Origin of the sequence: Pantoea latae (genome assembly GCF_002077695.1) — a bacterium.
Lineage (GTDB): Bacteria > Pseudomonadota > Gammaproteobacteria > Enterobacterales > Enterobacteriaceae > Pantoea > Pantoea latae.
In genome coordinates, this window is the sequence record NZ_MWUE01000017.1 from 177,079 (window position 1) to 199,218 (window position 22,140).

A 22,140-nucleotide genomic window follows, 5' to 3' on the forward strand; every position below is an offset into this window, starting at 1 on the left:
CATGGCAGGAAAACCCGCAACCCTTCGTCGCAAAAGCAGCGCCTCGTCGGCGCCAGAAAACGCCGGCGACGCGCGCTGGCAGGCGCGTCCGCGCACGTTAGTCGATCATGCCGTCGACGCCATTCTTAGCGCCGCGTCGCGAGGCCTGATTTTGCCCGGCGACCGCATTGTCGAGCCAGATCTGGTCACCCGACTCGGCATGAGCCGCGTGCCGATCCGCGAAGCGCTGCGCATTCTGGAGAGCCAGGGCATCGTCACCAGCGAGCCGTACAAAGGCATCCGACTGATGGAGATCTCCCATCAGCGGCTGGAGCAGATTATCGACGTGCGCGTCCCGCTGGAGACGCTGGCCTGCCGCCGCGCCATTGAAGCCGGGCGCAATGGCGCCGGGCAGCTTACGCGGCTCTATCAGGGCGTGGCGCAGATGCAATGCATGATGCAAAGCGATGATGTCTATGGCTTCGCCTCGGCGGACACCGACTTTCACCGCACGCTGTGCAGCTTTGCTCACAACCCGGTGCTCAGCAACCTGTGGGAGTCGATTGCCCGCCAGCTCACGGTGATTTTTGGCCTCTCCACCCTGGGCAAATCAATGAGCGACATCATTGAAGAACATCAGCGGCTGATCAACGTGTTCGCCGAGGGCGATATTGCGCAGATGACCGACGAGATTGAAAACCATATCCGCATTCAGGCTCTGGATGTGGACTACGAAACCTTAATTACCCAGCGCCGGCAGCAGCGTTCCGCTGAGGACTGATGCCTTGTTGATTGCCTTTCTACCAGGAAAACCACAATGAAGATCACCAACGTTGAGGCGTTTTATCTGCGTCTGCCGGTTATTGAGCAGCGTACAGACAGCTCTCAGGATGCGCTGCTTATTAAAATCACCACCGACGCGGGCGTTATCGGCTGGGGTGAAGTTGACGGCAGCCCCTATGTCACCAGGGCCATTATTGACGCGCCCTATTCGCACACCATGGTCACCGGGCTAAAGTCGCTGTTGATCGGCGAAAACCCGCTGGAGACCGGCCGGCTGTGGAAGAAAATGCACCGGGCCACCATCTACTACGGCCGCAGCGGCGCGGTGCTGCAGGCGATGGCCGGCATTGATATCGCCCTGTGGGACATCAAAGGCAAAGCCCTCGGCAAGCCGATTGTCGAACTGCTGGGCGGTGCGCTGCGCGATAAGATGCGCGTCTACTCCTCCAACATGTTCCAGTACAGCGTGGACGAGACGGTGGCGCGCGCGAAGCACGCCATCGACACCGGTCATAGCGGCGTGAAATTTGGCTGGGAGCCGTTTGGCACCGATGAGGCGCTGGATCTGCGCTATCTTGAGGCGCTGCGCGCCGCCATGGGCGACAGCATCGATCTGATGCTGGATGTCGGTCATGTCTGGGATGCGAAAACCACCGTGCGCCGCAGTCAGCGCTATCAGCATCTCAACCTGTTCTGGATCGAAGAGCCGCTGCATCCCGATAACTACGCCGGTTACGGCCAGGTGTCCGCCGCGTGTCAGCAGCATATTGCCGCGGGCGAGCAAGAGTGTTCCGTGGTGGGCTTCCAGCGTCTGATCGATGAGGGCGGCATCGATATCGTGCAAATCGATCTGACGCGCACCGGCTTTACCCAGGCGATGGAGATCGCCAGCTACGCGCACAGCCGTGGGCGCAAAGTGTGCAACCACAACTTCACCACCGACATCAATACCGCCGCGTCACTGCATTTTCTGTGCGCCATTGAGAACGCGCTGGTGATGGAGTATTGCGTTGAGCCAGGGGAAATCAGCCGCTCGCTGGCGAAAAACCCGGTGCGCATCGCCGACGGCTACGCATGGTTGCCGACCGAGCCTGGCCTGGGCGTAGAGCCTGATGAGGCGGTGATCGAGAAGTTTCTCGTGCGTGGGTAGCGAAGCGACAGGCGCTCAGGCGAGGCGCTGCGCGCGGACGCTTTCCAGAAAAACCTGCATCGCCTGCGAGAGATGCCGGTTGTGGGGAAAATAGAGAAACAGCCCCTGCGAGGCGACGCTCCAGTCGTCCAGCACCTGTATCAGCGTGCCCGCAGCCAGATAGTCGCGCGCATAAAGCTCAGGCAGATAGGCCACGCCCTGCCCGCGGCTGGCGGCCTGCGCCATCAGGACGCTGTTATTCAGCATCAGGCGGCCGGGCACCGCCAGCGACAGCGCTTCATCGCCGCGGGCGTACTCCCAGGCGTAGCGTTTGCCGCTTGGCAGGCGCTGGCGGATACAGCGGTGCTGCATCAGCTGTTGCGGTGTCGACAGCGGCGGCGCCTGCTCCAGATAGGCTGGCGAGGCGACGGTCAAAAAGCGAACCGGACCGCTGAGTCTGACGGCGACCATATCCTGCGGAATGTCTTCGTACAGCCGTATTCCGGCATCAAATCCCTCGGCGACAATATCACTCAGCCGGTTGTCGACCACCAGATCCAGTTCGATGCCGGGATAACGCGCCATAAAGTCAAAAAGCACCTTTTCCATCAGCAGCGCCAGCGCGGCGTCGCTGCCGTTAATGCGCAGCGTGCCGCCCTGCTCGCTGCCCATGGCCGTAACGCTGCTCAGCACATCGTCCATCTCCTGCTGCAGGGGCAAAACGCGCCGGTAAAACGCCTTGCCCGCCTCGGTCAGCGCGACGCTGCGGGTGGTGCGGTTAAACAGCGTCACCTGCAGCTGCGCCTCCAGCGATTTCAGCGCATGGCTCAGGCTGGAGGGCTTCATCCCCAGCAGATCGGCGGCGCGGCGAAAGTTTTTCTGTTCCGCCAGCGTCAGAAATATCTGCAGCTCGTTCCACGAGGGTCTTTTCATTGATGGCTTTTCTTCACTAATGCATGCGAATACAGGGGTATTAATCTAACAGCAAAGGCGACCTATGCTGCTTATATCTTCACTGACAGGAGCCTTTTATGAGCAAGACATGGTTAATTACCGGTACCTCCAGTGGCCTCGGCCGACTGATGACGGAACGGCTGCTGGCCAGAGGCGATCGCGTCGTCGCCACCCTGCGCCAGCCTGAAACGCTGCACGCGCTGCACGGCCGCTATCCTCAGCGGCTGCACCTGCTGACGCTGGATGTCACGGATAGCGCGCAGCTGCGCGCGACGGTCGCGGCCGCTTTTGCCTGGGCGGGACACATCGACGTGGTGGTCAGCAATGCCGGATATGGCCTGTTCGGCGCGGCGGAGGAGGTCAGCGATGCGCAGATAGCGCGCCAGCTCGCCACCAACCTTACCGGCTCGATACAGCTTATCCGCGCCGTGCTGCCTTTTCTGCGCGCGCAGGACGGCGGGCGCATCATGCAGGTTTCCTCCGAAGGCGGACAAATCGCCTACCCCTGCTTCAGCCTCTATCACGCCTCGAAATGGGGGATCGAGGGTTTTATCGAGGCGGTGGCGCAGGAGGTGGCTGAGTTTGGCATCGATTTTATCCTGGCAGAGCCCGGCCCCACCGGCACTCAGTTTGCCGCCGGCCTTGACCAGGCAGAGGCGATGCCCTGCTATGAGCAGACCGCTGCCGGCAAAATGCGCCAGGCGTTAACCTCAGGAGCGTTCAAAATCACCGGCGACGCGGGGAAAACCGTGGATGCCATGATTGCCTGTGCGGATGAAGAGAAGCCGCCGTTCAGGCTGCCGCTGGGCAGCACCGCCTTTTTCCACATTCGCCAGGCGCTCAGGGAGCGGCTGGATGCGCTGGAGGCGTGCGAGCAGCGAGCCTGTTCAACCGATGTGCAGTGAAGCGCGCAGCGGCCGGGATATGAAAACACCCGCAGCGGTTTATCCGCTGCGGGTGTCTGAGTGGCGGCTCGGCAGCGCGCGCCGCGCTTTCACATTGGCGTAACAGAGGCGTTATTCAGGCAGCGCGTAGACCACCACCTGGTCGCCCACCTGATCTTTCAGGATGGTATTCCCGCCCGCCACAAAGGCGACATACTGGCGCCCTTTGTATTCATAGATGGACGGGTTGGCGACTGCAGGCGCCTCTACCTGATCGGACCAAAGCTCTTCCCCGCTTTCCAGCGAGTAGGCGCGCACCTTCGCGTCCATCGACGCGCCGATGAAAATCACGCCGCCAGCGGTGACCGCCGGGCCGCCGATAGTCGGCGATCCCCAGCTTTCCGGCATAAAGAAGCCGTACTGCTGCGAGGCACCCACCGGACGCCGCCATTTCACGTCGCCGGTGTGCATATCCAGCGCCACGATTTCGCCAAACGGCGGCTGCCAGCACGGCATGCCGAGCCAGTTATTCGCCACGTTCAGGCGCATACCGTAGGGCGCGCCATCCTGCGGCGCAAAACCGCTTTCATTGCCCGCATTCTTGTCCGCCTTGTCATAATCTTCGCGGCTGTAGAGCTTAACGTACTGCACGATGTGCGAGGTGTTCACCACCGCAATCTGGTTCTGTGGATCGAAGGCCACGCCGCCCCACTGCACGCCGCCGGCGCTGTCGGGATAGGTTAACGCACCTTCGCCTTTGGTGGTCGGCGGCGTGTACATCCCTTCATAGGTCAGCTTGTCCCACAGCCGCGAACACTGGCCGGCGCCGACGATGTCCGCCAGCTTCCAGATCGCCGGCTTTTTCGACTGATCCAGCAGCGGTGCCGGTTTGGTCGGGAAAGACTGGGTAGGTGAAAGCTTCTCGCCCTGCACCGAGCCGTCGCCCTGCGGAACCGGACGCTCTTCTATCGGCCAAACATCCTCGCCGGTCAGGCGGTTCACCACAAACAGGAAGCCCTGTTTGGTGGCCTGAACCAGCGCCGGGATCGGCTTGCCGTTGACGGTAATGTCCATCAGCGTCGGCGCCGAGTTGATATCGTAATCCCAGACGTCGTGATGCACCCACTGACGTGACCAGACCACTTTGCCGGTGTTGATGTCCAGCGCCGTGGTTGAGGTGCCAAGCGGGATCGCATCGACGCGGTTGCCGCCCCAGTAGTTAGGCGAAGGCGAAGAGACCGGCAGATAGACTAATCCATGCGCTTCGTCGGCGGACATATGGGTCCAGACGTTGGCAGTGCCGGTTTTCTGTCTGATGTCGGCCGGGATCGCGTCGAAGGTCCATTCGCGCGCGCCGGTTTCGGCATTCAGGGAGAAGACGGTGCCAGGAGGCGCTTCGGCGTAGGCCCAGTCTTTGCCGGCCCAGCCCAGGATCAGGTGATTGCCGACCACGGTAGGCGGCTGCAGCAGCGACAGCGGAAATTTCGCATTCAGGGTGTTCCACTGCTCGACGTTAAGCACCCCATGATCGGCAAATTTCTCGCACGGCTTGCCGGAGTCGGCGTCCAGCGCATAGAGTTTGCCGTCAACGGTGCCCATATAGACGATTTTCTGACAGGCCTGGCCAGCAACGGGATTTTTCGCCTGCCAGTAGGAGACGCCGCGATTTTTCAGCACCGGCTGCGTCAGCGCTTCGCGCGGGGCTTTGGTGTCGTAGTGCCATTTCTCTTTACCGGTGCCGGGATCGAGCGCAATCAGCCGGTCAAACGGGGTGCCGATGTAAATCGTCTCGTTGGCGAACACCGGCGTGGCGGACCAGACGGTCGCCGGCGTTTTGCCTTTGCCGTCGGACACATCGCCAGTATGGAATTCCCAGACCTTCTCCAGCTTGCCGACGTTTTCCGCGGTGATCTGCTTCAGCGGGCTGTACTTCTGCGCGTTGAGCTGGCCGTGGAAGCTGTCCCAGGTCGCGGTTTGCGGCACCAGCGGCGACGCGACGCCGGCTGCTGAATCCACCTTCTGACCCTCATGCGAGGAAGAGGCCTCGTTGGTGGTATGAGTTGTGCCAGGCGCCTGCTGATCGGCGGCATCCACGTTCAGCTTCTCCTGCGTGCCCTGAGAGGCTTCAGTCGCTTTATCCTGCGCCTGAACGGCGAGCGGCGTCATCAGCAGCGCGAGCGCCGTCAGGCTGACTGTTATCAGCGGAGTATGTTTCTCGTTATGCACGGGCTATTCCTCAGGCTCTGGCGTGTTGGGGGTGGCGGGCGGGACGACGACCAATAAGGATCAGACCAATCAGGCCGAGCAGCATCGCGGCGGTAATCACGCCCTGATGCAGCAGCAGGGCGGCAAAACCAATGCCGACCAGCACGAACAGGGTCACGATGCCCCAGAAAATGCGCGCGCCGCGTCCTGAAGAGGCGCGGAGAATCAGCGTCAGCACGGCCAGCACCACGCTGGCGATAGCGACGCCCAGCGCGCCGATGGTGCCGGTAACGCCGGTCAGCGGCGTCAGCCAGGCATAGAGCGCCAGCGCAAAGCCGATCGCGGCCGCCAGCAGCAGTAGCAGAGTGCCGAGGCGTGAAGGTTGAGAGTGCGGCATACCAGCAAATCCCCTGAGTGAATGAAAAGATAAACCTCGAATGGTCTGGCCGCGCGGCGCGCGGATGCAGACAAACGCGGAGAAGTATAGATGAGGATTATTCATCCGTTGCCGGACGCCGGATAAATTCACGTGCGCCTCAGCACGGCCTCAGTCAGCAGCAAACCGTCCCGCTCAGCGCGCCAGTAAGCGTTATGACCTGAGCATAATTAATGTATTATGCCCTTCTGTTTACTTGCCGTTTACATTGATGCCCCTTTTATATGCGTAAAAAAAATCTGGGCGCTTCCGGCGTCTCTCTGTTAACGACGCCGCTTGGCAAGAACATGGCGGTGTTTCTGCTGGTCACCAGCCTGTTCGTGATCGCCATTAACGGCTGGTCTTTATGGAACTCCTGGCAGCAAACAGTCGGCGAGAAAAACGACGATGCGCGCAACCTCTCGGTTTCGCTGGCGAAACAGGCTGAGGATGCGTTTCTGCAGGTGGACATCACCCTGGCGGATGCGGTTCGTCAGCTCAGGCAGCGCGGCAACGATTACGCCGCCACGCCTGAGTTTTTGCGCCAGCTAAAAGAGCAGCAGGGTAAGCTGCCGCAGCTGCATGGGCTGTTCGTTTATGACGTGCAGGGGCACTGGATCGCCTCTTCCGGCAACTTTGTCCCGACCAACGCCAGCAACGCCGACCGCGCCTACTTTATCTGGCATCGCACCCATAACGACACCAACCTGCTAATCGGTCGGGTGATCCGCAGCCGCTCTACCGGCGATCTGGTGATCCCGGTTTCCGTTCGCCTTAACGACAGCCAGGGGCATTTTGCCGGCGTCGCGCTGGCGACCGTGCGGGTCGACTATTTTCGCCAGCACTACAGCTATTTCGCGCTGGGCAACAAAGACACGCTGGGCCTGATCCTCGCCGACGCCTCTGCCTTATATATCCGTCCTTTTCCTGACAATGTGATCGGCAGAACCCTCTCCACCAGCCCGCTGTTTAAAACCGAGCTGAAGGCCGCCTCCAGCGGAAATGCGACGTGGCGTTCGTCGCTCGACGGCATCGTGCGCGTCTTTGGCTACGCCCGGCTTGAGCGTTATCCGCTGATCGTCACCGCTGGTTACGATCTCGATAATATTCGCCGGGAATGGATGGCCGCGAACCTGATCAACGTGCTGCTTAACCTCGCCTTACTGCTCGCCATCGCCGGTATGGGGTTCCTGCTGCTGCGCCAGGTCGGCACCAACGTCAGGAATCAGATTGAGTTGACCTATGTGCGCGACGAGCTGACCAATATCAATCACACCCTGCAGTCGCTGGCGCTGGTGGATGGCTTAACCGGCCTCGCCAACAGAAGGCAGTTCGACGCGCTGCTTGAACAGGGGCTGCTGCGCTCGCTCAAAACCGGCGACCCGATCTCGCTGGTGATGATCGACATCGACTGTTTTAAGCGTTTTAACGACACCTACGGCCATGTGGCCGGCGACGAATGTTTGCAGGATGTCGCCTGGGCGCTGAAAAACAGCGTGCACTTTCACGGCGACGTGGTGGCGCGCTATGGCGGCGAAGAGTTCGCGATTATCATGCCGAATACCGCGGCCTCCGAGGCGAAAATCGTCGCGGAACGGGCGGTGCGAGCGGTGATGGATCTGGGCATCGCGCATGAGAGCACGGAGGTGCCGGAGGGGATCGTCACCATCAGCGCGGGCTACGGGGCGCTGGTCTCCGAAGGAAAACCCGCCGAAGCGGAGCAGCTGAAGAAAGAGGCCGACCGCGCGCTCTATCAGGCCAAGCGCAACGGGCGAAACCGGGCCAACGGCCCGGCCTGAAGCGCGCGGAGGCGCAGTTTATAGCATGCCGTAGATCAGCGCTGACACGGTAAGCAGGCCGCCGATAATAACGATCAGGGCCATTGGGCCTCTCAGCGTCTGCAGTTCAGTTCGCGTATACACCAGCCAGGCGGGAATAACGAACAGGAAGATGGCGATAAGTGGCCCGCATACGGTTTCGATCAGCGCGATAACGTCGGGATTCCAGTAGGCCACCGCCAGCGACACTGCGAACATCAGCGCAAAGGCAACGGCTTTTGCCCGCTTACGCCCTGCCCCATCCTTCACGCCAGCCGCGTCGCCGATCAGCGTCGCGAAGGTTTCAGCAACCGGCAGACAAACCCCGAGAAACGATTTCGTCATCGCCACAATGGCGATAAAAGGCGCCACGAGAAATAACAGATCGGCGCCGCCGTTCCCGGCCATCACCGACAGCACATTCAGGTTTTGCGCTTTGGCCGCCACAAAGGCTTCGCGCGGCATACTCAGCATACAGCTCAGCACGAAGAAGATAATGCTGAAGAAAATGGCGCAATAGGCCAGACGGACGACGCCTACCGCTTTCCTCTCGCCGCCGTTGCCTTTTTCCAGATAGTAGGAGGATAAAGGCGAAAGCATCGGCGCCGAGCAAAAAGAGAAAGTGATCAGCGGCAGCGCCAGCCAGAGCGCTTTAAGAGACTGGCCGGCCGGCGCGTCGGTGGTTTCGCGGATGGCGTGGGTGAGATTGGCAAGATGCCATGCCGGGATCTGCATCAGGGCGATCAGCAGCAGAGAGAGCGCAAAAGGAATAGCCAGCGTGCTCATGGTGCTGACAACGCGGTCACGGCCTTTGCTAAGCACAATAAACAGCAGCGACACCGCAATAAACGCGAGCACCGCGCGGTTCAGCGCGGCGAAGTGCAGGTGCGCGGTAAAGTAGTTGTCTAGCGCGTTGACCAGCGACACCACGTAAACCAGCGTCACCGGAAAATGGGCGACGCAGAAAAAGATCTTGATGCCCTGGCGCCCTTTGGGGCCAAAGAATTTGCCAAACAGCGGAAGAGCGGCGTTGTCTGTCTGGTTATCCCGCATAAAGATGCGGCAGATCAGCACATGCGGGATCAGCGAGAGCGGTAAGCCCAGCAGCAGCATGATAAAAAATACCAGCGGTCCGCGCGTTCCCACTTCCACCGGCAGAAAAAGCGTCCCTGCGCCCACCGTCGTGCCGTAGACACCCATCATCCAGATGGTATCTTTCCATGACCACGAGGGTCGGTTTGCTACTGCGTTTTCAGTTCTTGCTTCAATATTCATTATTTAGACTTTGCGTGACGAATTATTCAGATGTTGGCGTGCCGAAATGCATGACTGTTGTCTGGTCGGGTGCCAGGCCAGACAGATAACAAGGCGGCAGATTGTCTGGTAAAACGGCGAACAGGCCAAATGATTTCGCCTATTAAAGGGCATAACGTTGTCGTTCTGGAGAGGTTGCGACGCCAGAGAGGCGATGCCGCTAGAGCGTGGTTCTGTTGCCCGCCTTATCCTGCTCGAAAATTTTATGCTTCACCAAACGGTCGCGCAGCCAGGTTTGCGCCTTCCCCGCCTGCGCCTGTTTAGACCAGAGCAGATCAATGCCCACAATCCAGTCGGTATGGGGATACTCTTTCTGTCGCAGCTCCACTAGCGTGCCTGCGCGCAGTTCGCGATCGACGAATTCCCGCGGAAGCGACGCCCAACCCAGCCCGGCCAGCGCCGCCTCCAGCATCGCGCTGTAGCTCTCCACGCGCCAGAGCATAGGGCTGTCGAGATATTCCGTGGTGGCAATTTTTTTCTCCTGGGAGCCAAAGGTGATATGCCGCCAGCTGTGCAGATCCGCAAACGACACGGGAATGCGCTGCGCAAGAGGATGTGCGGCGCTTACCACATGCACCATGACCACTTTTCCCAGCTGGGCGAACTCAATTTTCTCGCTGTCAATGGAATGAGAAAGCGCAATGCCTAAATCGACCTCGCCGTTTTTCACCATCGCCTCGACATCGCCGCGAAACGGCTCTTTGATATGGATATCGACCTCAGGAAAGGTCATAGAGAATTCATATAGTACGGGCGCAATGGTGACATAGGGCAGTTCAATGGCGAGGCTGACATGGCTTTCAATCTGCTGGTTGAAGGCGGCCACGCGTTGATCAAACGCCTGGCATCTTTCCAGTATGGTTTTGACATACTCCCGCAGCACCTCGCCTTCCGGCGTAAGCCGCACCTGCCGCGGCGTTCGTTCGAACAGGCTCAGGTTGAGTTCCAGCTCCAGATTGCTCATCGCCATGTTCACCGAGGACTGCGATTTTCTCATCTGACGTGCGGCCGCTGAGAAAGAGCCCGATTTGGCCACCTGCTCAAACGCCATAAGTTGTTCCAATGAATATTTCACTATTCCCCTACCTTTCAGTTTTTCTGAAAACAGCTCGCTTACTTGTATCACTTTTTTACTTATAGAGTGAGTTTCCTGCGGGTTAACCGTGTGATGAGGGGGATTTATGGAAACGTTGATGGCAGATAAAAAGCAGGACCGTGCGCTAAGCGTCAGACGCATTGCGTCGCTGGGCTTACAGCATGTTCTGGTGATGTACGCGGGGACGGTAACGGTGCCGTTGATTCTGGCGTCGGTCATGGGCTTAAACGGGGCGCAGACGGTCACGCTGGTCAACGCCTGTCTGTTGACCTCGGGACTCGCCACGCTATTGCAGTCGGTGGGCCTCGGCCGCTTTGGCGGACGGCTGCCGCTCATTCAGGGGTGCTCGTTTATCGTGCTGGCGCCGATGGCGATGATTGGTCAGCAGTATGGCATTACCACGGTGTTCGGCGCCGCCATCGCCTGCGGGCTGTTTACCGTGATCGTCGCGCCGCTCTTTAGCCGGCTGATCCGCTTTTTTCCGCCCATCGTTATCGGCTGCGTGATCACCATTATCGGCATCTCTCTGATGCCCGCCGCCGCTATCTGGATCGGCGGGGGAAACCCGGATGCCCCTGACTTTGCCAGCCCGTCTCAGCTGCTGCTGGCGCTGGCAACGCTGGCGATCACCCTGCTTTTCTACAGCAAAACGCGGGGCGTGATGCGCAACTTCAGCATCCTGGCGGGTATGCTGGCGGGCACCCTGATCGCTTTTGCCGCAGGCATGACCGATTTCTCCGCCGTCACGCACGCCGCCTGGCTCGGTATCAGCATGCCCTTCTCTTTTGGCCTGCCGGTGTTTTCACCCGTGCCTGTTTTTGTCGCCTGTCTGGCGATGATCATCGTGATGACAGAGACCACAGGCAATGTCCTGCTGATAGACAAGCTGATGGGGCGCGCCACCACGCCGCAGCGCCTTGCCGACACCCTGCGCGCTGACGGCCTCTCTACCCTGGTGGGAGGCTGCCTTAACAGCTTTCCTTACAACGCGTTCTCGCAGAATGCCGGGCTGATTATGCTGACGCGCATCACCAGCCGTTCTGTGCTGGCTGCCGCGGGCGTGATACTGGTGTTACTCGGGCTGTTTCCTAAGCTGGGCGCGATTATTGCCGCTATTCCGCGTCCGGTTCTGGGCGGCGTTGGCGTGCTGATGTTTGGCATGACGCTGGCGGCCGGCATTCAGCAGCTGAAAGAGGTCAGCTTTGATAATGACAACACGATGCTGATTGTGGCGGTATCCATCAGCGTTGGCGTGATCCCCATGGCCTTCCCGGCGCTGTTTCATGCCCTGCCCGCCTCGCTGAGGCTGATTTTTAGCAGCGGCATTTTTATGGGCGGTTTTACGGCCGTGGTGCTGAATAGCTTACTGAACGCGAAAAAGGAGAAAAGAGATGCGTAAGGCGACGGATATTCAATTTTTGCGACTCTCTAACGACGTGGGCAAACGCGCCATCGCCCTGGGCAATCACCCTTTCGGCGCGGTGCTGGTGGCGCCCGATAACGAAACCGTCCTGTTAACCCAGTGTAATATCGACACCGTTAATCATGCCGAGTCGACGCTGGCCCGCATCGCGGCCAGTAATTTTACCGCTGACTACCTCTGGACGTGCACGCTCTATACGGCCGTCGAGCCCTGCTGCATGTGCGCGGGCACGATCTACTGGGCGAATATTGGCCGCGTGGTGTATGGCATGAGCGAAACGCGCCTGCTGGAATGCACGGGAAATCATCATGAGAATCCGACCATGACGCTCTCCGCCGCCACCGTTTTTGCGCACGGGCAGAAAAATATCACGCTGGTCGGGCCGGTTGAGGAGGTCGAAGAGGAGACGCTGCGGCTGCAGCAGGCATTTTGGCAGACGAGAAAATAATGTTCAGCGTTACGCTGGTACCGGCGCCAGCGTGACGCGCGCCGGATCTGTTTAGCCGCTCCTTACCATCCTGCCGCTAAGATTTCTTATTGAATTGCCATACAAAATGTTATTTGCACCCTGACGCGTTCTCTGTAACTCTGCATATAACAAAAGAGTTTAATTCTATATGTAAATTATGAATAACGTTATAAGAGGGTTGGCTAATGAGCACGTCAGCGCAGCACAACATTAATCTCTTCTGGTTTTTACCCACCCACGGCGATGGCCGCTACCTGGGCACCACGCAGGGCGCAAGAGCGGTGGATTTACCCTATTTGCAGCAGGTTGCCCTGGCGGCCGATCAGCTGGGCTACTATGGCGTGCTGATCCCGACGGGAAAAAGCTGTGAAGATGCCTGGATAATCGCCTCGGCGCTGGCGCCCATGACCAAAAATCTGCGCTATCTGGTGGCTGTGCGTCCAGGCCTGCAACCGCCAGCCCTGGCGGCACGCATGGCCGCCACGCTGGATCGCCTGTCAGAAGGCCGTCTGCTGATTAACGTGGTGACCGGCGGCGATCCGGTAGAAAACCGGGGCGACGGCATTTTTCTCAGCCATGCCGAACGCTATCAGGTCACCCGCGAGTTTCTTGACGTCTACTCGCGCCTGCTTAAAGGCGAAAAGGTCGATTACGCCGGCGAGCATATCCGCGTTGAAGGCGCCGAAATCACCTTTCCGCCGGTGCAGGAGAACGGGCCGCCGCTTTATTTCGGCGGCTCCTCTGAGGACGCTATCGAGGTGGCGGCAAATCAGATCGATACCTATCTGACGTGGGGCGAGCCGGTCGAACAGGTGGCTGAAAAGCTGGCTGTGGTGCGCCAGCGGGCACAGAAGAAAGGGCGCACGCTCTCCTACGGTATTCGGTTGCATGTGATCGTGCGTGAGACGGAAGAAGAGGCCTGGGCGGCGGCGGATCGCCTGATTGCCCATCTTGACGATGAGACCATTGCCGCCGCGCAAAAGATCTTTGCGCGTATGGACTCAGCAGGCCAGGCGCGGATGAGCGCGTTGCACAGTGGGTCGCGCGAGGGATTGCGTATTGGACCAAACCTGTGGGCGGGCGTCGGGCTGGCGCGCGGCGGTGCCGGCACCGCGCTGGTGGGCAATCCGCAGCAGGTGGCGGATCGCATCCGCGAATATCAGGCGCTAGGGATTGAAAACTTTATCTTTTCCGGCTATCCGCATCTGGAAGAGGCGCACCGCTTTGCCGAGCTGGTCATGCCGCTGCTGCCGCATGCTTCTCACGCCACGAAAAAACAGCGCGTCGTTAACACCGGCCCCTTTGGCGAAATCCTCGCCAGCGGCGAAACAGGCAAAAGGTAGCCTGGAGAGCGTGCCGGCGGGCCGGCGATCGCCAGCCCGCCGGCGTTAACGGTGATTCAGCCGGCGCGACAGGCGATCGCCGCAAAACTGCAGCAGCGTTACCAGCGCCACCAGCACCACGATTACCGTTACCATCACCTGCATATCGAAGCGTTGATAGCCATAGCGATAGGCCAGATCGCCCAGCCCTCCCGCGCCGATAGCGCCTGCCATCGCTGATGCGTTGATCATCGTCACCAGCGTAATGGTAAAGCCGCTCACGATGCCGGGCCGCGCCTCCGGCAGCAAAACGTGCCAGATAATATGCAGGCGATGGAAGCCCATCGCCTGCGCCGCTTCGGTCAGCCCTTTATCCACTTCGCGCAGGCTGACTTCGGCGATGCGGGCGAAAAAAGGGGTCGCCGCCAGGGTGAGCGGCACCACGGCCGCCCAGACGCCGTAGGTGGTGCCGACCACCCAGCGGGTGAAAGGGATCAGGGCGACCATCAAAATCAGGAAGGGAATCGAGCGGAACAGATTCACCATCCAGCCGAGAACGCGATGCACCGTCGGGCTGGGAAAGAGATCGTCCCGCCCGCTCACCACTAAAATTACCGCCATCGGCAGCCCCAGCGCGAACGCCAGCAAAGAGGAGACGCCGACCATCAGCAGCGTGTCCAGCAGGGCGTTCCACAGGCGATCAAGAGCCAGTGACATAACCTAATACCTCCAGTCTGTCGGCAAAGTTCGCCAGCTGACGCTCGGCGAATTGCGCCTCATGTTTTGCATCGAGCAGCAGCAGCAGCTGGCCGATAGGCTTGTTTTGCACCCATTCGATCGCGCTGTAGAGCACCGTGATCTCTCCCGGCGCCTGCGCGCCCAGGACGCCAAGATCGGGGTGCGCGCCCTGTCCGTTGTAGCGCAAACGCACCAGCGGGCGCGAATAACTGTTTTGTCGCTGTGCGCTGAGGCGCGGGACAATCTGTTCCGGCACGCTCTGAAAATCAGGGTTGAGCAGCTGGCGCGTGGTCTCCTCGCGCGGATCGCTGTAAACCTGCCAGACGGGCCCGCGCTCAATGATGTTTCCCTGGTCGATAACCGCGACGGTGTGGCAGAGATCGTGCACCACATCCATCTCATGGGTAATCAATACAATCGTGATGTGACGCTGCTGGTTGATCTTTTTCAGCAGGGCGAGAATGGCGCGCGTGGTCTCGGGATCAAGCGCCGAGGTGGCCTCATCGCACAGCAGCAGTTCGGGATCGTGAACCAGCGCGCGGGCGATGCCGACGCGCTGTTTCTGTCCGCCGGAGAGCTGAGCGGGCCAGGCGTGCTGGCGCGCCTCCAGTCCGACCAGCGCCAGCAGCTCATCAACTTTGCGCGCGCGCGCGGCCGCAGGCACGCCAGCCACTTTCAGCGGCAGCTCAATGTTTTGCCGCACCGTTTTGGCGGAGAGCAGGTTGAAATGCTGAAAAATCATGCCGGTGCGGCGTCGCCACGCCACCAGCTGCCGCGCGCTGAGCGCGCTGATATCAATGCCATCAATCACCACGCGTCCGGCGCTGGGATCCTCCAGCCGGTTGAGACAGCGGATCAGCGTGGATTTGCCCGCGCCGCTGCGGCCGATAATGCCGAAAATCTCGCCGTGCTGGATGGTCAGGCTGACGTTATGCAGCGCATCCACCTGCTGACCCGAATAGCGTTTACTCAGGGCGTCAATCGTCACGTGGGTTTTTCCGCCGGCGTGTGTCGCCACGGCAGGCGCGGCCGCCCGCGCGTCAGGCACGATCAGGCTGACCATGATTACTGACTCCAGCCTGGCTGATAGAGTTTGCCGTAGAAGCTGTCGAGGCTGGCGCGCACCGCCGGCGAATGCTGATAAATATCGACAAATTTCGCCAGTCGCGGATCGTCCTGATGTCCCTGGCGGATGACAAACTGAATCACATATTCAGGGTGCTCCAGCCCATCAAACAACAGCGCTTTTTCCGGATCGATGGTTTTGGCCAGTCGCAGATAGTGCGGATAGCCCTGGGCCAGGTCGACCTCTTCCAGCGAGCGAGAAAGCTGCACCGCTTCGACCTCGATGATTTTGAGATCCTTCGGGTTGCTGACGATATCGTCTACCGTGGACTTCAGCCCGGCGCCCGGCTTGAGGGTAATCAATCCCGCTTTCTGCAGCAGCAGTAAGCCGCGCGCGCCGTTGATCGGATCGTTGGCGATAGCGACGGTTCCTCCCTGCGGCACCTGGTCGATGGCGCTGTGCTTTTTCGAGTAAAGCCCGATGTTGTTGATGATGGCGGGCGCGTAGGCCACCAGGTGGAAACCACCTGACTGATTGGCGTTCTCGAGGAAAGGCTTGTGCTGGAACAGGTTGACGTCGATGTCACCATTTTCCACGCTGACGTTGGGCGCGGTCCAGTCGGTGAACTCCACCAGCTCAACAGCCAGCCCGCTTTTTTTCGCTTCGGCGACGGCGGTTTCCAGCGGCGGCGCAAACGCCGCCGTGGTGCCCACCTTAAGCGGGCCTGAATAGTCGGCGGCGGCGGCTGCCGTGCAGAGCGTCAGCAGGGCGCCGCCCAGCGCGGCGCGGAGTGGCTTAGAAAATGTCATGGTTATTCCTTGAGGTTAAATGCATCAACGCGGGCCTGCAGCATGCCGCCAGCGCGCCGCAGGATGGCGGTCAGGCAGGCGGTCATACTGGAAGATTTTTTTGCGCAGCGAACCCGGCTGATAAGCCGTTTTATAGCGGCCGCGCTGCTGTAGCTCCGGCACCACCAGTTCGATGAAATCGCGGTAGCTTTGCGGGTTGAGGATGCGCGTCAGATTAAAGCCGTCGATATCGCCTTCATCCATCCAGTGCAGCAACGCGTCCGCCACCTGCGAGGGATTGCCGATAATCAACGGGTAGCGGCTGCCCATGGCGTGCTGCTCCAGCAGCCGACGTCGCGTCCAGCCGCTATAGGCTTTGCTGACCGATTCGATGGCGCGCGTTTCGCCGGTCTCGATCGGCGTATCTAAATCGAAGGCCGCGAGGTCGACGCCAATCGAACTGGAAAAATGCGCGATGCCCGCTTCCGGGCTGGCATATTCCAGATAGCTGCGGTACTTCTCCTGCGCTTCGCGCTCGCTCGGCGCCACGATCACGCCGACGCCCATAAAAATGCGCAGATCGCTGGCATGGCGTCCCGCCTCGACCGCCGCATGACGCAGCCGCTGCGTCTGCTGGCGCATCGCGCTGGGCGTGCTGGCGTTAACGAAGGTGCATTCGGCATGACGTGCGGCAAAGCGCAGGCCGCGCGCGGACGAGCCGGCCTGGAACAGCAGCGGCGTGCGCTGCGGCGAGGGACTGCTGAGGTGATAGCCCTCAACCTGATAAAATTCGCCCTGATGGTTAATCGCATGGATCTTGCTGGCATCGGCATATAGCCGACGCCGCCGATCGACCACCAGCGCATCCTCCTGCCAGCTGCCTTCCCACAGCTGATAGCTCACGTCGAGAAACTCATCGGCCTGATCGTAGCGTCGGTCATGGGCGAGTAGCTGAGTATTGCCCATCGCGCGGGCGGCGCTGTCGAGATAGCCGGTGACGATGTTCCAGCCGATGCGGCCCTGGGTCAGATGATCGAGCGTCGACAGACGTCGGGCGAAGGGAAACGGCGCCTCGTAGCTCAGGTTGGCGGTGACGCTAAAGCCAAGATGCTGCGTCACGCCCGCCATCGCCGACACCAGCATCAGCGGATCGTTGACCGGCAGCTGAATGGACTCGCGCGCGGTGAGTTCGATGCCCTGTTGATAGACGTCATACACCCCCAGAATGTCGGCGATAAAGATGCCGTCAAACAGCCCGCGCTCCAGCAGGCGCGCTAAATCCGTCCAGTAGCTCAGGGTGTTAAACTCCACCGAGCGATCCTGCGGGTGCGTCCACATGCCGTGATGAATATGACCGACGCAGTTCATATTAAACGCGTTAAGCAGAACCTGTTTGCCGCTCATAAGGTGCCCCGGCGCGGCGGCAGGACGCCATTCAACACGTAATTGCCGATAGCGGGATATTTCCAGCGCACCGGGTCGTGCAGCGTATGGGTGCGGGCGTTGCGCCAGTGACGATCCAGGTTGTATTCGCGCAGGCTGGCGCGCGAGCCGGCAAGCTCGAACAGCAGATTGCCCGCTTCAAGCGCAATGTCGGTGGTCCAGGCGCGCGCTTTCGCCACCTCGATAGAGGCCCGCGCGACGCTCTCCTCGCTGGGAGAGTGCTGCGCGACGTCAACCGCCGCGCCAGCCTGTTCCAGCAGCGCGTCGCCTGCCGCCAGGCGAGCCGCCAGACGCCCTGTGCGGTCAAGCGTTAACGGGTCGTCGCTGGCGCGCTCCACGCCGCTGTCTGGCCAGGGGCGCGCGCGCTGACGCAGGAAGTCGAGCATGTCGTTAAAGGCGGCCCGCGCAATGCCCTGGTCGATCGCCGCATGGAGAATTTGCGCAAAGGGCCCGAGGGCGGTGGGACGTTCAAACGCGGTCTGAAACGGCACTCTGTCTTCAGCCGCAACCGGCACCTGCTCGAATGCGACGCTGCCGCTGCCGGTGGTGCGCTGGCCGAAACCGCTCCAGTCATCCGTTACCGTCACGCCGGGCTGATGACGCGGCACAAACACCAGTTCTTCTTTGTCCTCTTCATTACGCGCCGCCGTAGGAATGCGATCGGCAAAGAGCGCGCCGGTGGCATAAAATTTTGTCCCGTTGAGATGCCCGTCGCGGATCGCCGTGCTGCGCTGATGCGCCGCGCGTGAGTGAAATTCCGCCAGCGCGTTGCCCAGGTGCACGCCCGCCAGCACTTCACCATAGAGCCGTCGCTGCTGTGCGTCGCTGCCGTTAACGCGCAGCACTTCCAGCGCGTAAAAATGATTTTGCGGCACCTGGCCAATCGCCGCGTCCGCCTCGCTGAGCGTGGTGACGATCGCCGCTAGCGTGGCGGTGGAGAGCGCGATGCCGCCGTAATCGCGAGGCACGGTGATCGCGCCTAATCCAGACTGAAAAAGCTGGCGCAGTTCGCTGTCCGGCAGCAGACGCTCACGATCGCGCTGCGCCGCGCCCGCGCGAAACTGCTGCGCCAGCTGTTGCGCCACATCCAGCGCCTGCTGTTCGCTCTCAATGCGCGCGGCAGGCTGTTTTGGTTGGACCTGAGTCATGCTCTCTCCTTAAATCCAGGCGTGGCGCGGCGGTCGGGTCGCGTTAAGGTAATAGTCGCCGATGGCATGGGTCTTCCAGCGCACCGGGTCGTGGAGCGTATGCGTGCGCGCGTTGCGCCAGTGGCGATCCAGCCCGTGCTGCAGCAGCGTGGCGCGGCTGCCGCCCCACTCCAGCAGCTTTTCGCTGGCGCGCAGCGCGATGTCGGTCGTCAGCACCTTCGCTTCCGCCACGGCGATGGAGGCGCGCGCGCTGTTTTCTGCGGTAATGGCGAGCGGATCGATAGCGTCAAGCACCCTGGCGGCGCGCGCGAGCAGCGCATTGGCGGCGCTCAGTTCGGTGCTAATGCGGCCGACATCGGCAAGAATGTAGGGATCGTCAGCATTACGTTCGACGTTAGCGTCAACCCAGGGACGAGAGCTGCTGCGGACAAACTCCAGCGCATCGTCCAGCGCGCCCTGCGCGATACCCGCGTCAATGGCAGCCTGAATGAGTTGCGATACGGCGCCGCGCAGCGTGGGCTTCTCTTCAGAGGGCAACGGGATCAGCCAGTCGGGATCGACGGCCACGTTGGCCAGCCGCACGGTGCCGCTGGCAGTGGTGCGCTGTCCCATGCCAGACCAGTCATCGATAATCTGCACGCCTTCAGCGGGCAGCGGTATAAACGCCATTGCCGGCTGGCCGTTTTCCTGCTGCGCGGTGGTGACCAGAATGTCAGCGAACAGCGCGCCGGTTGAGTAGAATTTCTCGCCGTTCAGGCGTATTCCCTGCGGCGTGGCGGTCAGCCTGGCCTGCACATCGCGCGTATGGCGGCTGTTTTTTTCCGGTCCGCCGTTGCCGAGCCGCTTCCCGCTCACCACCGCCTGCAGCAGGTTTTGCTGCTGCGCAGGTGAGCCTTCGCCCAGGATGAACTGAATCAGCCCAAAATGGTTTTGCGGGATTTGTCCCAGCGAAGGATCGCTGGCTGAAATCAGGCGGAATACTTCCGCCACGGTTTGATAGCTCAGTCCGCCGCCGCCAAAGCGGCGCGGTACGCTAATGCTGCCCAAACCGCATTGCGTAAACTGCTCCAGCAATTCTTCTGGATAAACGCGCTGTTGATCGCGAATCCGCGCGCCAGCTTTGGCCTGTTCAGCCAGAAAACGCGCCGCGTCGAGCGCTTTTTGATTATCGGTCAGCACGGCTGCCTGACTTATGTCGGGATCGTCGACGTGTGGTTTCATGGTTTTTCCCGTAAAAGAGAGGACAATCAAAATAAACAAACGCTTATTTGTCTGTCGCAATAAAGTGTGAAGTGACGGGATAATAAGCCGCTAATTCAATTCAGGTAAATAGCGTGGATATTACAAATAGCGCAAAGAAAATCTGTTTTTGTGCTATCTGGCTTCTGCACTGAAAGCAGGTGTGTTATTTCAGCAAAAATTAAGAGAAAGAAGAGGGAAATGGCGGCTTATGATTAAAATGGCATTGCTTTTTTGTTTTATTAAAATGAGCCTGCGCCTTAATGAATAACAACCCGCGACGCCGTCTGATAACGTTGCAGGTTGTTATTTATTCCATAGCGTTTCACACATTGCGCTACTTTATATCGTGCGGCTTTGTCGCTTTGCCTCACGGCGACAGCGCTCAGAGCAGTACTGCACTTCCTCCCAGCACTTCTCCCATTTTTTTCGCCAGCTCATCGGCTTGTGGCAGTATTTGCAGTAGCGCGCCGGCAGAGCCTGTTTGTTTCCTTTAAAACCACTCATCTTTCTACCCTCCTCTCTCTGGCGACGCCCTGACGCTGAGCCGGCTCCCGCTCCACCATATGATCAGCGCCGCCAGGGCGATTATACCCAGCACGGCAAAAGCGATACTGTAGGAGTAACGGGCGGCAAGGGTGCCTGCCAGCGCCGGGCTTATCGCGGCTCCCGCGCCCTGCAGCAGCATAATAACGCTCTGCCCGGCATTGGTGTGCCCGCTGCCCGCCAGTACGCTAACAATATAGCCCGGCACCGCAACGCCCAGCAGGCCAGCGGCCAGCCCGTCGAGTATCTGCACCGGGATCATGGCAAAGGGGCCAGCGTATAGCGAAGCGAGCGCGGCGCGCAGCGGCAACACCAGCAGCGCCGCCGTAATCAGCAGCCTGTATCCCGATTTTTGCGCGCGGCTGGCGGCGAACAGCGCGACCGGGATCATGACGCACTGCGAAATGACCACGGTCGCGGCGGCATAGACGCCGACGGTGGCCGCGTCATCGTGGGCGGCGGCTCGCATACTCAGCATCGGTAAGAGCGCGGCATTGCCCAGATGAAACAGCAGCAGCGTCAGACCGCTGATGATAATAGCGGGATGACGCATCGCTGACGTCAGCCGCGGCACGTTATGCGCCGCTTCGTCGTCGCTTAATCCGCGAGCGAGACGATGGTTAATCTCGCCCGGCTGAATAGCCAGTACGCAAAGCGCCGCGCACAGCGCCATAGCGGTCATCAGGATAAAAACCGCGCCCAGGCCCCAGTATCCCACCGCAATGCCGGCGATCGCCGCCGCTGTCATATTGCCGCCATGGTTAAAGGCCTCATTTTTCCCCATCTGACGGCTAAACTGCTCCGGCCCGGTCAGGCCGAGCGTGATGCCCGTCAGTACCGGCGCGATAAACGCGGCCGCGATGCCGGTCAGGATCTGCGAAAAAAGCGCGATCCACGAGTCGGGAAAAAACCAGAGCAGTAAAGTTGCAAGAGTAATCGTCAGCGAGCCGGCGAGCAGCAACCGCCGTTTCGCGTGGGTGGCGTCCGTTATCAACCCTGCGGGGAACGTCGCCGCCAGCCCAGCCAGACCGCCGGCAGACATTACCCAGCCGATGGCGTCTGCGCGCCAGTGATGTTGCGTGAGAAAGATGCCTAAAAAAGGCCCTAAACCATCCCGCACATCCGCCATAAAGAAGTTCACCAGGCAGAGCGCCTGCAGCGATCGCAGCTTCATCATGCTCCTCGTCATTGTGTTAAGAGCCGCCCGCTGCGGTTCCCGCTGCGTTTAATCCTGGCACGGAAAATGACCGACCGCTAACGCCAGTCAAATATATAAAATAAGTTAATAGATTGGATGATTTATTATTCCCGGTTAAGGCGTGGATATTATATAAATAAAACTAAACTGAGTGCGGGATTTTCTTATATTCCTGGTTAGTTAC

The 22,140-nt window shown here is 60.1% G+C and carries 20 protein-coding genes; 7 read left to right on the top strand and 13 right to left on the bottom strand.

The features are described from left to right. Position 1 precedes the first annotated feature (1 nt). Both B2J69_RS12255 and B2J69_RS12260 read left to right on the top strand, forming a co-directional pair. Positions 2-760, top strand: coding sequence for a GntR family transcriptional regulator (locus B2J69_RS12255; RefSeq protein WP_081139568.1), 759 nt, complete (start codon positions 2-4; stop codon positions 758-760). Between the two features lie 36 nt (positions 761-796). Beyond that, positions 797-1,912 (top strand): mandelate racemase/muconate lactonizing enzyme family protein, encoded by a 1,116-nt coding sequence (locus B2J69_RS12260; protein ID WP_081139569.1) that lies wholly within the window; start codon positions 797-799, stop codon positions 1,910-1,912. A 15-nt stretch (positions 1,913-1,927) separates the two neighbouring features. Here the strand turns inward: B2J69_RS12260 and B2J69_RS12265 are convergent, their stop codons facing one another. Further along, the gene (locus tag B2J69_RS12265; RefSeq protein ID WP_081139570.1) at positions 1,928-2,824 is read right to left on the bottom strand and encodes a LysR family transcriptional regulator; all 897 of its coding nucleotides are present in this window, start codon (positions 2,822-2,824) and stop codon (positions 1,928-1,930) included. Between the two features lie 98 nt (positions 2,825-2,922). On the opposite strand from B2J69_RS12265, the gene B2J69_RS12270 reads away from it, so the two are divergent. Continuing rightward, positions 2,923-3,750, top strand: coding sequence for an SDR family oxidoreductase (locus tag B2J69_RS12270; protein ID WP_081139571.1), 828 nt, complete (start codon positions 2,923-2,925; stop codon positions 3,748-3,750). Positions 3,751-3,861: 111 nt separating this feature from the next. Here B2J69_RS12270 and B2J69_RS12275 read toward each other — a convergent pair whose 3' ends face one another. Further along, complete coding sequence (locus B2J69_RS12275) at positions 3,862-5,955, bottom strand: pyrroloquinoline quinone-dependent dehydrogenase (RefSeq protein ID WP_081139572.1); 2,094 nt, start codon at positions 5,953-5,955, stop codon at positions 3,862-3,864. A 10-nt stretch (positions 5,956-5,965) separates the two neighbouring features. Continuing rightward, a complete protein-coding gene (locus B2J69_RS12280) occupies positions 5,966-6,331 on the bottom strand; it encodes a hypothetical protein (RefSeq protein WP_081139573.1) in 366 nt (121 codons plus the stop codon). 263 nt (positions 6,332-6,594) lie between these two features. On the opposite strand from B2J69_RS12280, the gene B2J69_RS12285 reads away from it, so the two are divergent. After that, the gene (locus tag B2J69_RS12285) at positions 6,595-8,148 is read left to right on the top strand and encodes a sensor domain-containing diguanylate cyclase (protein WP_236722716.1); all 1,554 of its coding nucleotides are present in this window, start codon (positions 6,595-6,597) and stop codon (positions 8,146-8,148) included. An 18-nt stretch (positions 8,149-8,166) separates the two neighbouring features. Here the strand turns inward: B2J69_RS12285 and B2J69_RS12290 are convergent, their stop codons facing one another. Together B2J69_RS12290 and B2J69_RS12295 are read right to left on the bottom strand one after the other, a co-directional pair. Next, positions 8,167-9,441: an amino acid permease gene (locus tag B2J69_RS12290; protein ID WP_174580899.1), complete on the bottom strand. Its 1,275-nt coding sequence runs from the start codon at positions 9,439-9,441 to the stop codon at positions 8,167-8,169. Positions 9,442-9,640: 199 nt separating this feature from the next. After that, positions 9,641-10,531 (bottom strand): LysR family transcriptional regulator, encoded by an 891-nt coding sequence (locus tag B2J69_RS12295; protein WP_236722717.1) that lies wholly within the window; start codon positions 10,529-10,531, stop codon positions 9,641-9,643. Between the two features lie 142 nt (positions 10,532-10,673). On the opposite strand from B2J69_RS12295, the gene B2J69_RS12300 reads away from it, so the two are divergent. The 3 genes from B2J69_RS12300 (at position 10,674) to ssuD (ending at position 13,811) form a co-directional block, all read left to right on the top strand. Beyond that, the gene (locus B2J69_RS12300) at positions 10,674-11,975 is read left to right on the top strand and encodes a nucleobase:cation symporter-2 family protein (RefSeq protein ID WP_236722718.1); all 1,302 of its coding nucleotides are present in this window, start codon (positions 10,674-10,676) and stop codon (positions 11,973-11,975) included. After that, positions 11,968-12,447, top strand: coding sequence for a nucleoside deaminase (locus B2J69_RS12305; protein WP_081139577.1), 480 nt, complete (start codon positions 11,968-11,970; stop codon positions 12,445-12,447). The genes B2J69_RS12300 and B2J69_RS12305 overlap by 8 nt, the downstream gene beginning before the upstream one ends. Positions 12,448-12,653: 206 nt before the next feature. After that, positions 12,654-13,811, top strand: a complete 1,158-nt coding sequence (gene ssuD, locus B2J69_RS12310; protein WP_081139578.1) for an FMNH2-dependent alkanesulfonate monooxygenase — start codon at positions 12,654-12,656, stop codon at positions 13,809-13,811. A gap of 45 nt (positions 13,812-13,856) precedes the next feature. Here the strand turns inward: ssuD and B2J69_RS12315 are convergent, their stop codons facing one another. From B2J69_RS12315 to B2J69_RS12350, 8 genes are all read right to left on the bottom strand, one after another. Further along, the gene (locus tag B2J69_RS12315; RefSeq protein WP_081139579.1) at positions 13,857-14,507 is read right to left on the bottom strand and encodes a methionine ABC transporter permease; all 651 of its coding nucleotides are present in this window, start codon (positions 14,505-14,507) and stop codon (positions 13,857-13,859) included. Beyond that, positions 14,491-15,591: a methionine ABC transporter ATP-binding protein gene (locus B2J69_RS12320; protein WP_081139580.1), complete on the bottom strand. Its 1,101-nt coding sequence runs from the start codon at positions 15,589-15,591 to the stop codon at positions 14,491-14,493. The genes B2J69_RS12315 and B2J69_RS12320 overlap by 17 nt, the downstream gene beginning before the upstream one ends. A gap of 2 nt (positions 15,592-15,593) precedes the next feature. Then, positions 15,594-16,403, bottom strand: a complete 810-nt coding sequence (locus tag B2J69_RS12325; protein WP_081139581.1) for a MetQ/NlpA family ABC transporter substrate-binding protein — start codon at positions 16,401-16,403, stop codon at positions 15,594-15,596. Positions 16,404-16,427: 24 nt separating this feature from the next. Then, a complete protein-coding gene (locus B2J69_RS12330; protein ID WP_081139582.1) occupies positions 16,428-17,786 on the bottom strand; it encodes an LLM class flavin-dependent oxidoreductase in 1,359 nt (452 codons plus the stop codon). Next, the gene (locus B2J69_RS12335; protein WP_081139583.1) at positions 17,783-18,973 is read right to left on the bottom strand and encodes an SfnB family sulfur acquisition oxidoreductase; all 1,191 of its coding nucleotides are present in this window, start codon (positions 18,971-18,973) and stop codon (positions 17,783-17,785) included. The genes B2J69_RS12330 and B2J69_RS12335 overlap by 4 nt, the downstream gene beginning before the upstream one ends. A gap of 9 nt (positions 18,974-18,982) precedes the next feature. Further along, the gene (locus tag B2J69_RS12340) at positions 18,983-20,194 is read right to left on the bottom strand and encodes an SfnB family sulfur acquisition oxidoreductase (RefSeq protein WP_081139683.1); all 1,212 of its coding nucleotides are present in this window, start codon (positions 20,192-20,194) and stop codon (positions 18,983-18,985) included. Positions 20,195-20,554: 360 nt separating this feature from the next. Then, positions 20,555-20,719 (bottom strand): DUF2256 domain-containing protein, encoded by a 165-nt coding sequence (locus B2J69_RS12345; protein WP_081139584.1) that lies wholly within the window; start codon positions 20,717-20,719, stop codon positions 20,555-20,557. Positions 20,720-20,723: 4 nt separating this feature from the next. After that, positions 20,724-21,932: an MFS transporter gene (locus B2J69_RS12350; RefSeq protein WP_081139585.1), complete on the bottom strand. Its 1,209-nt coding sequence runs from the start codon at positions 21,930-21,932 to the stop codon at positions 20,724-20,726. Positions 21,933-22,140 lie beyond the last annotated feature (208 nt).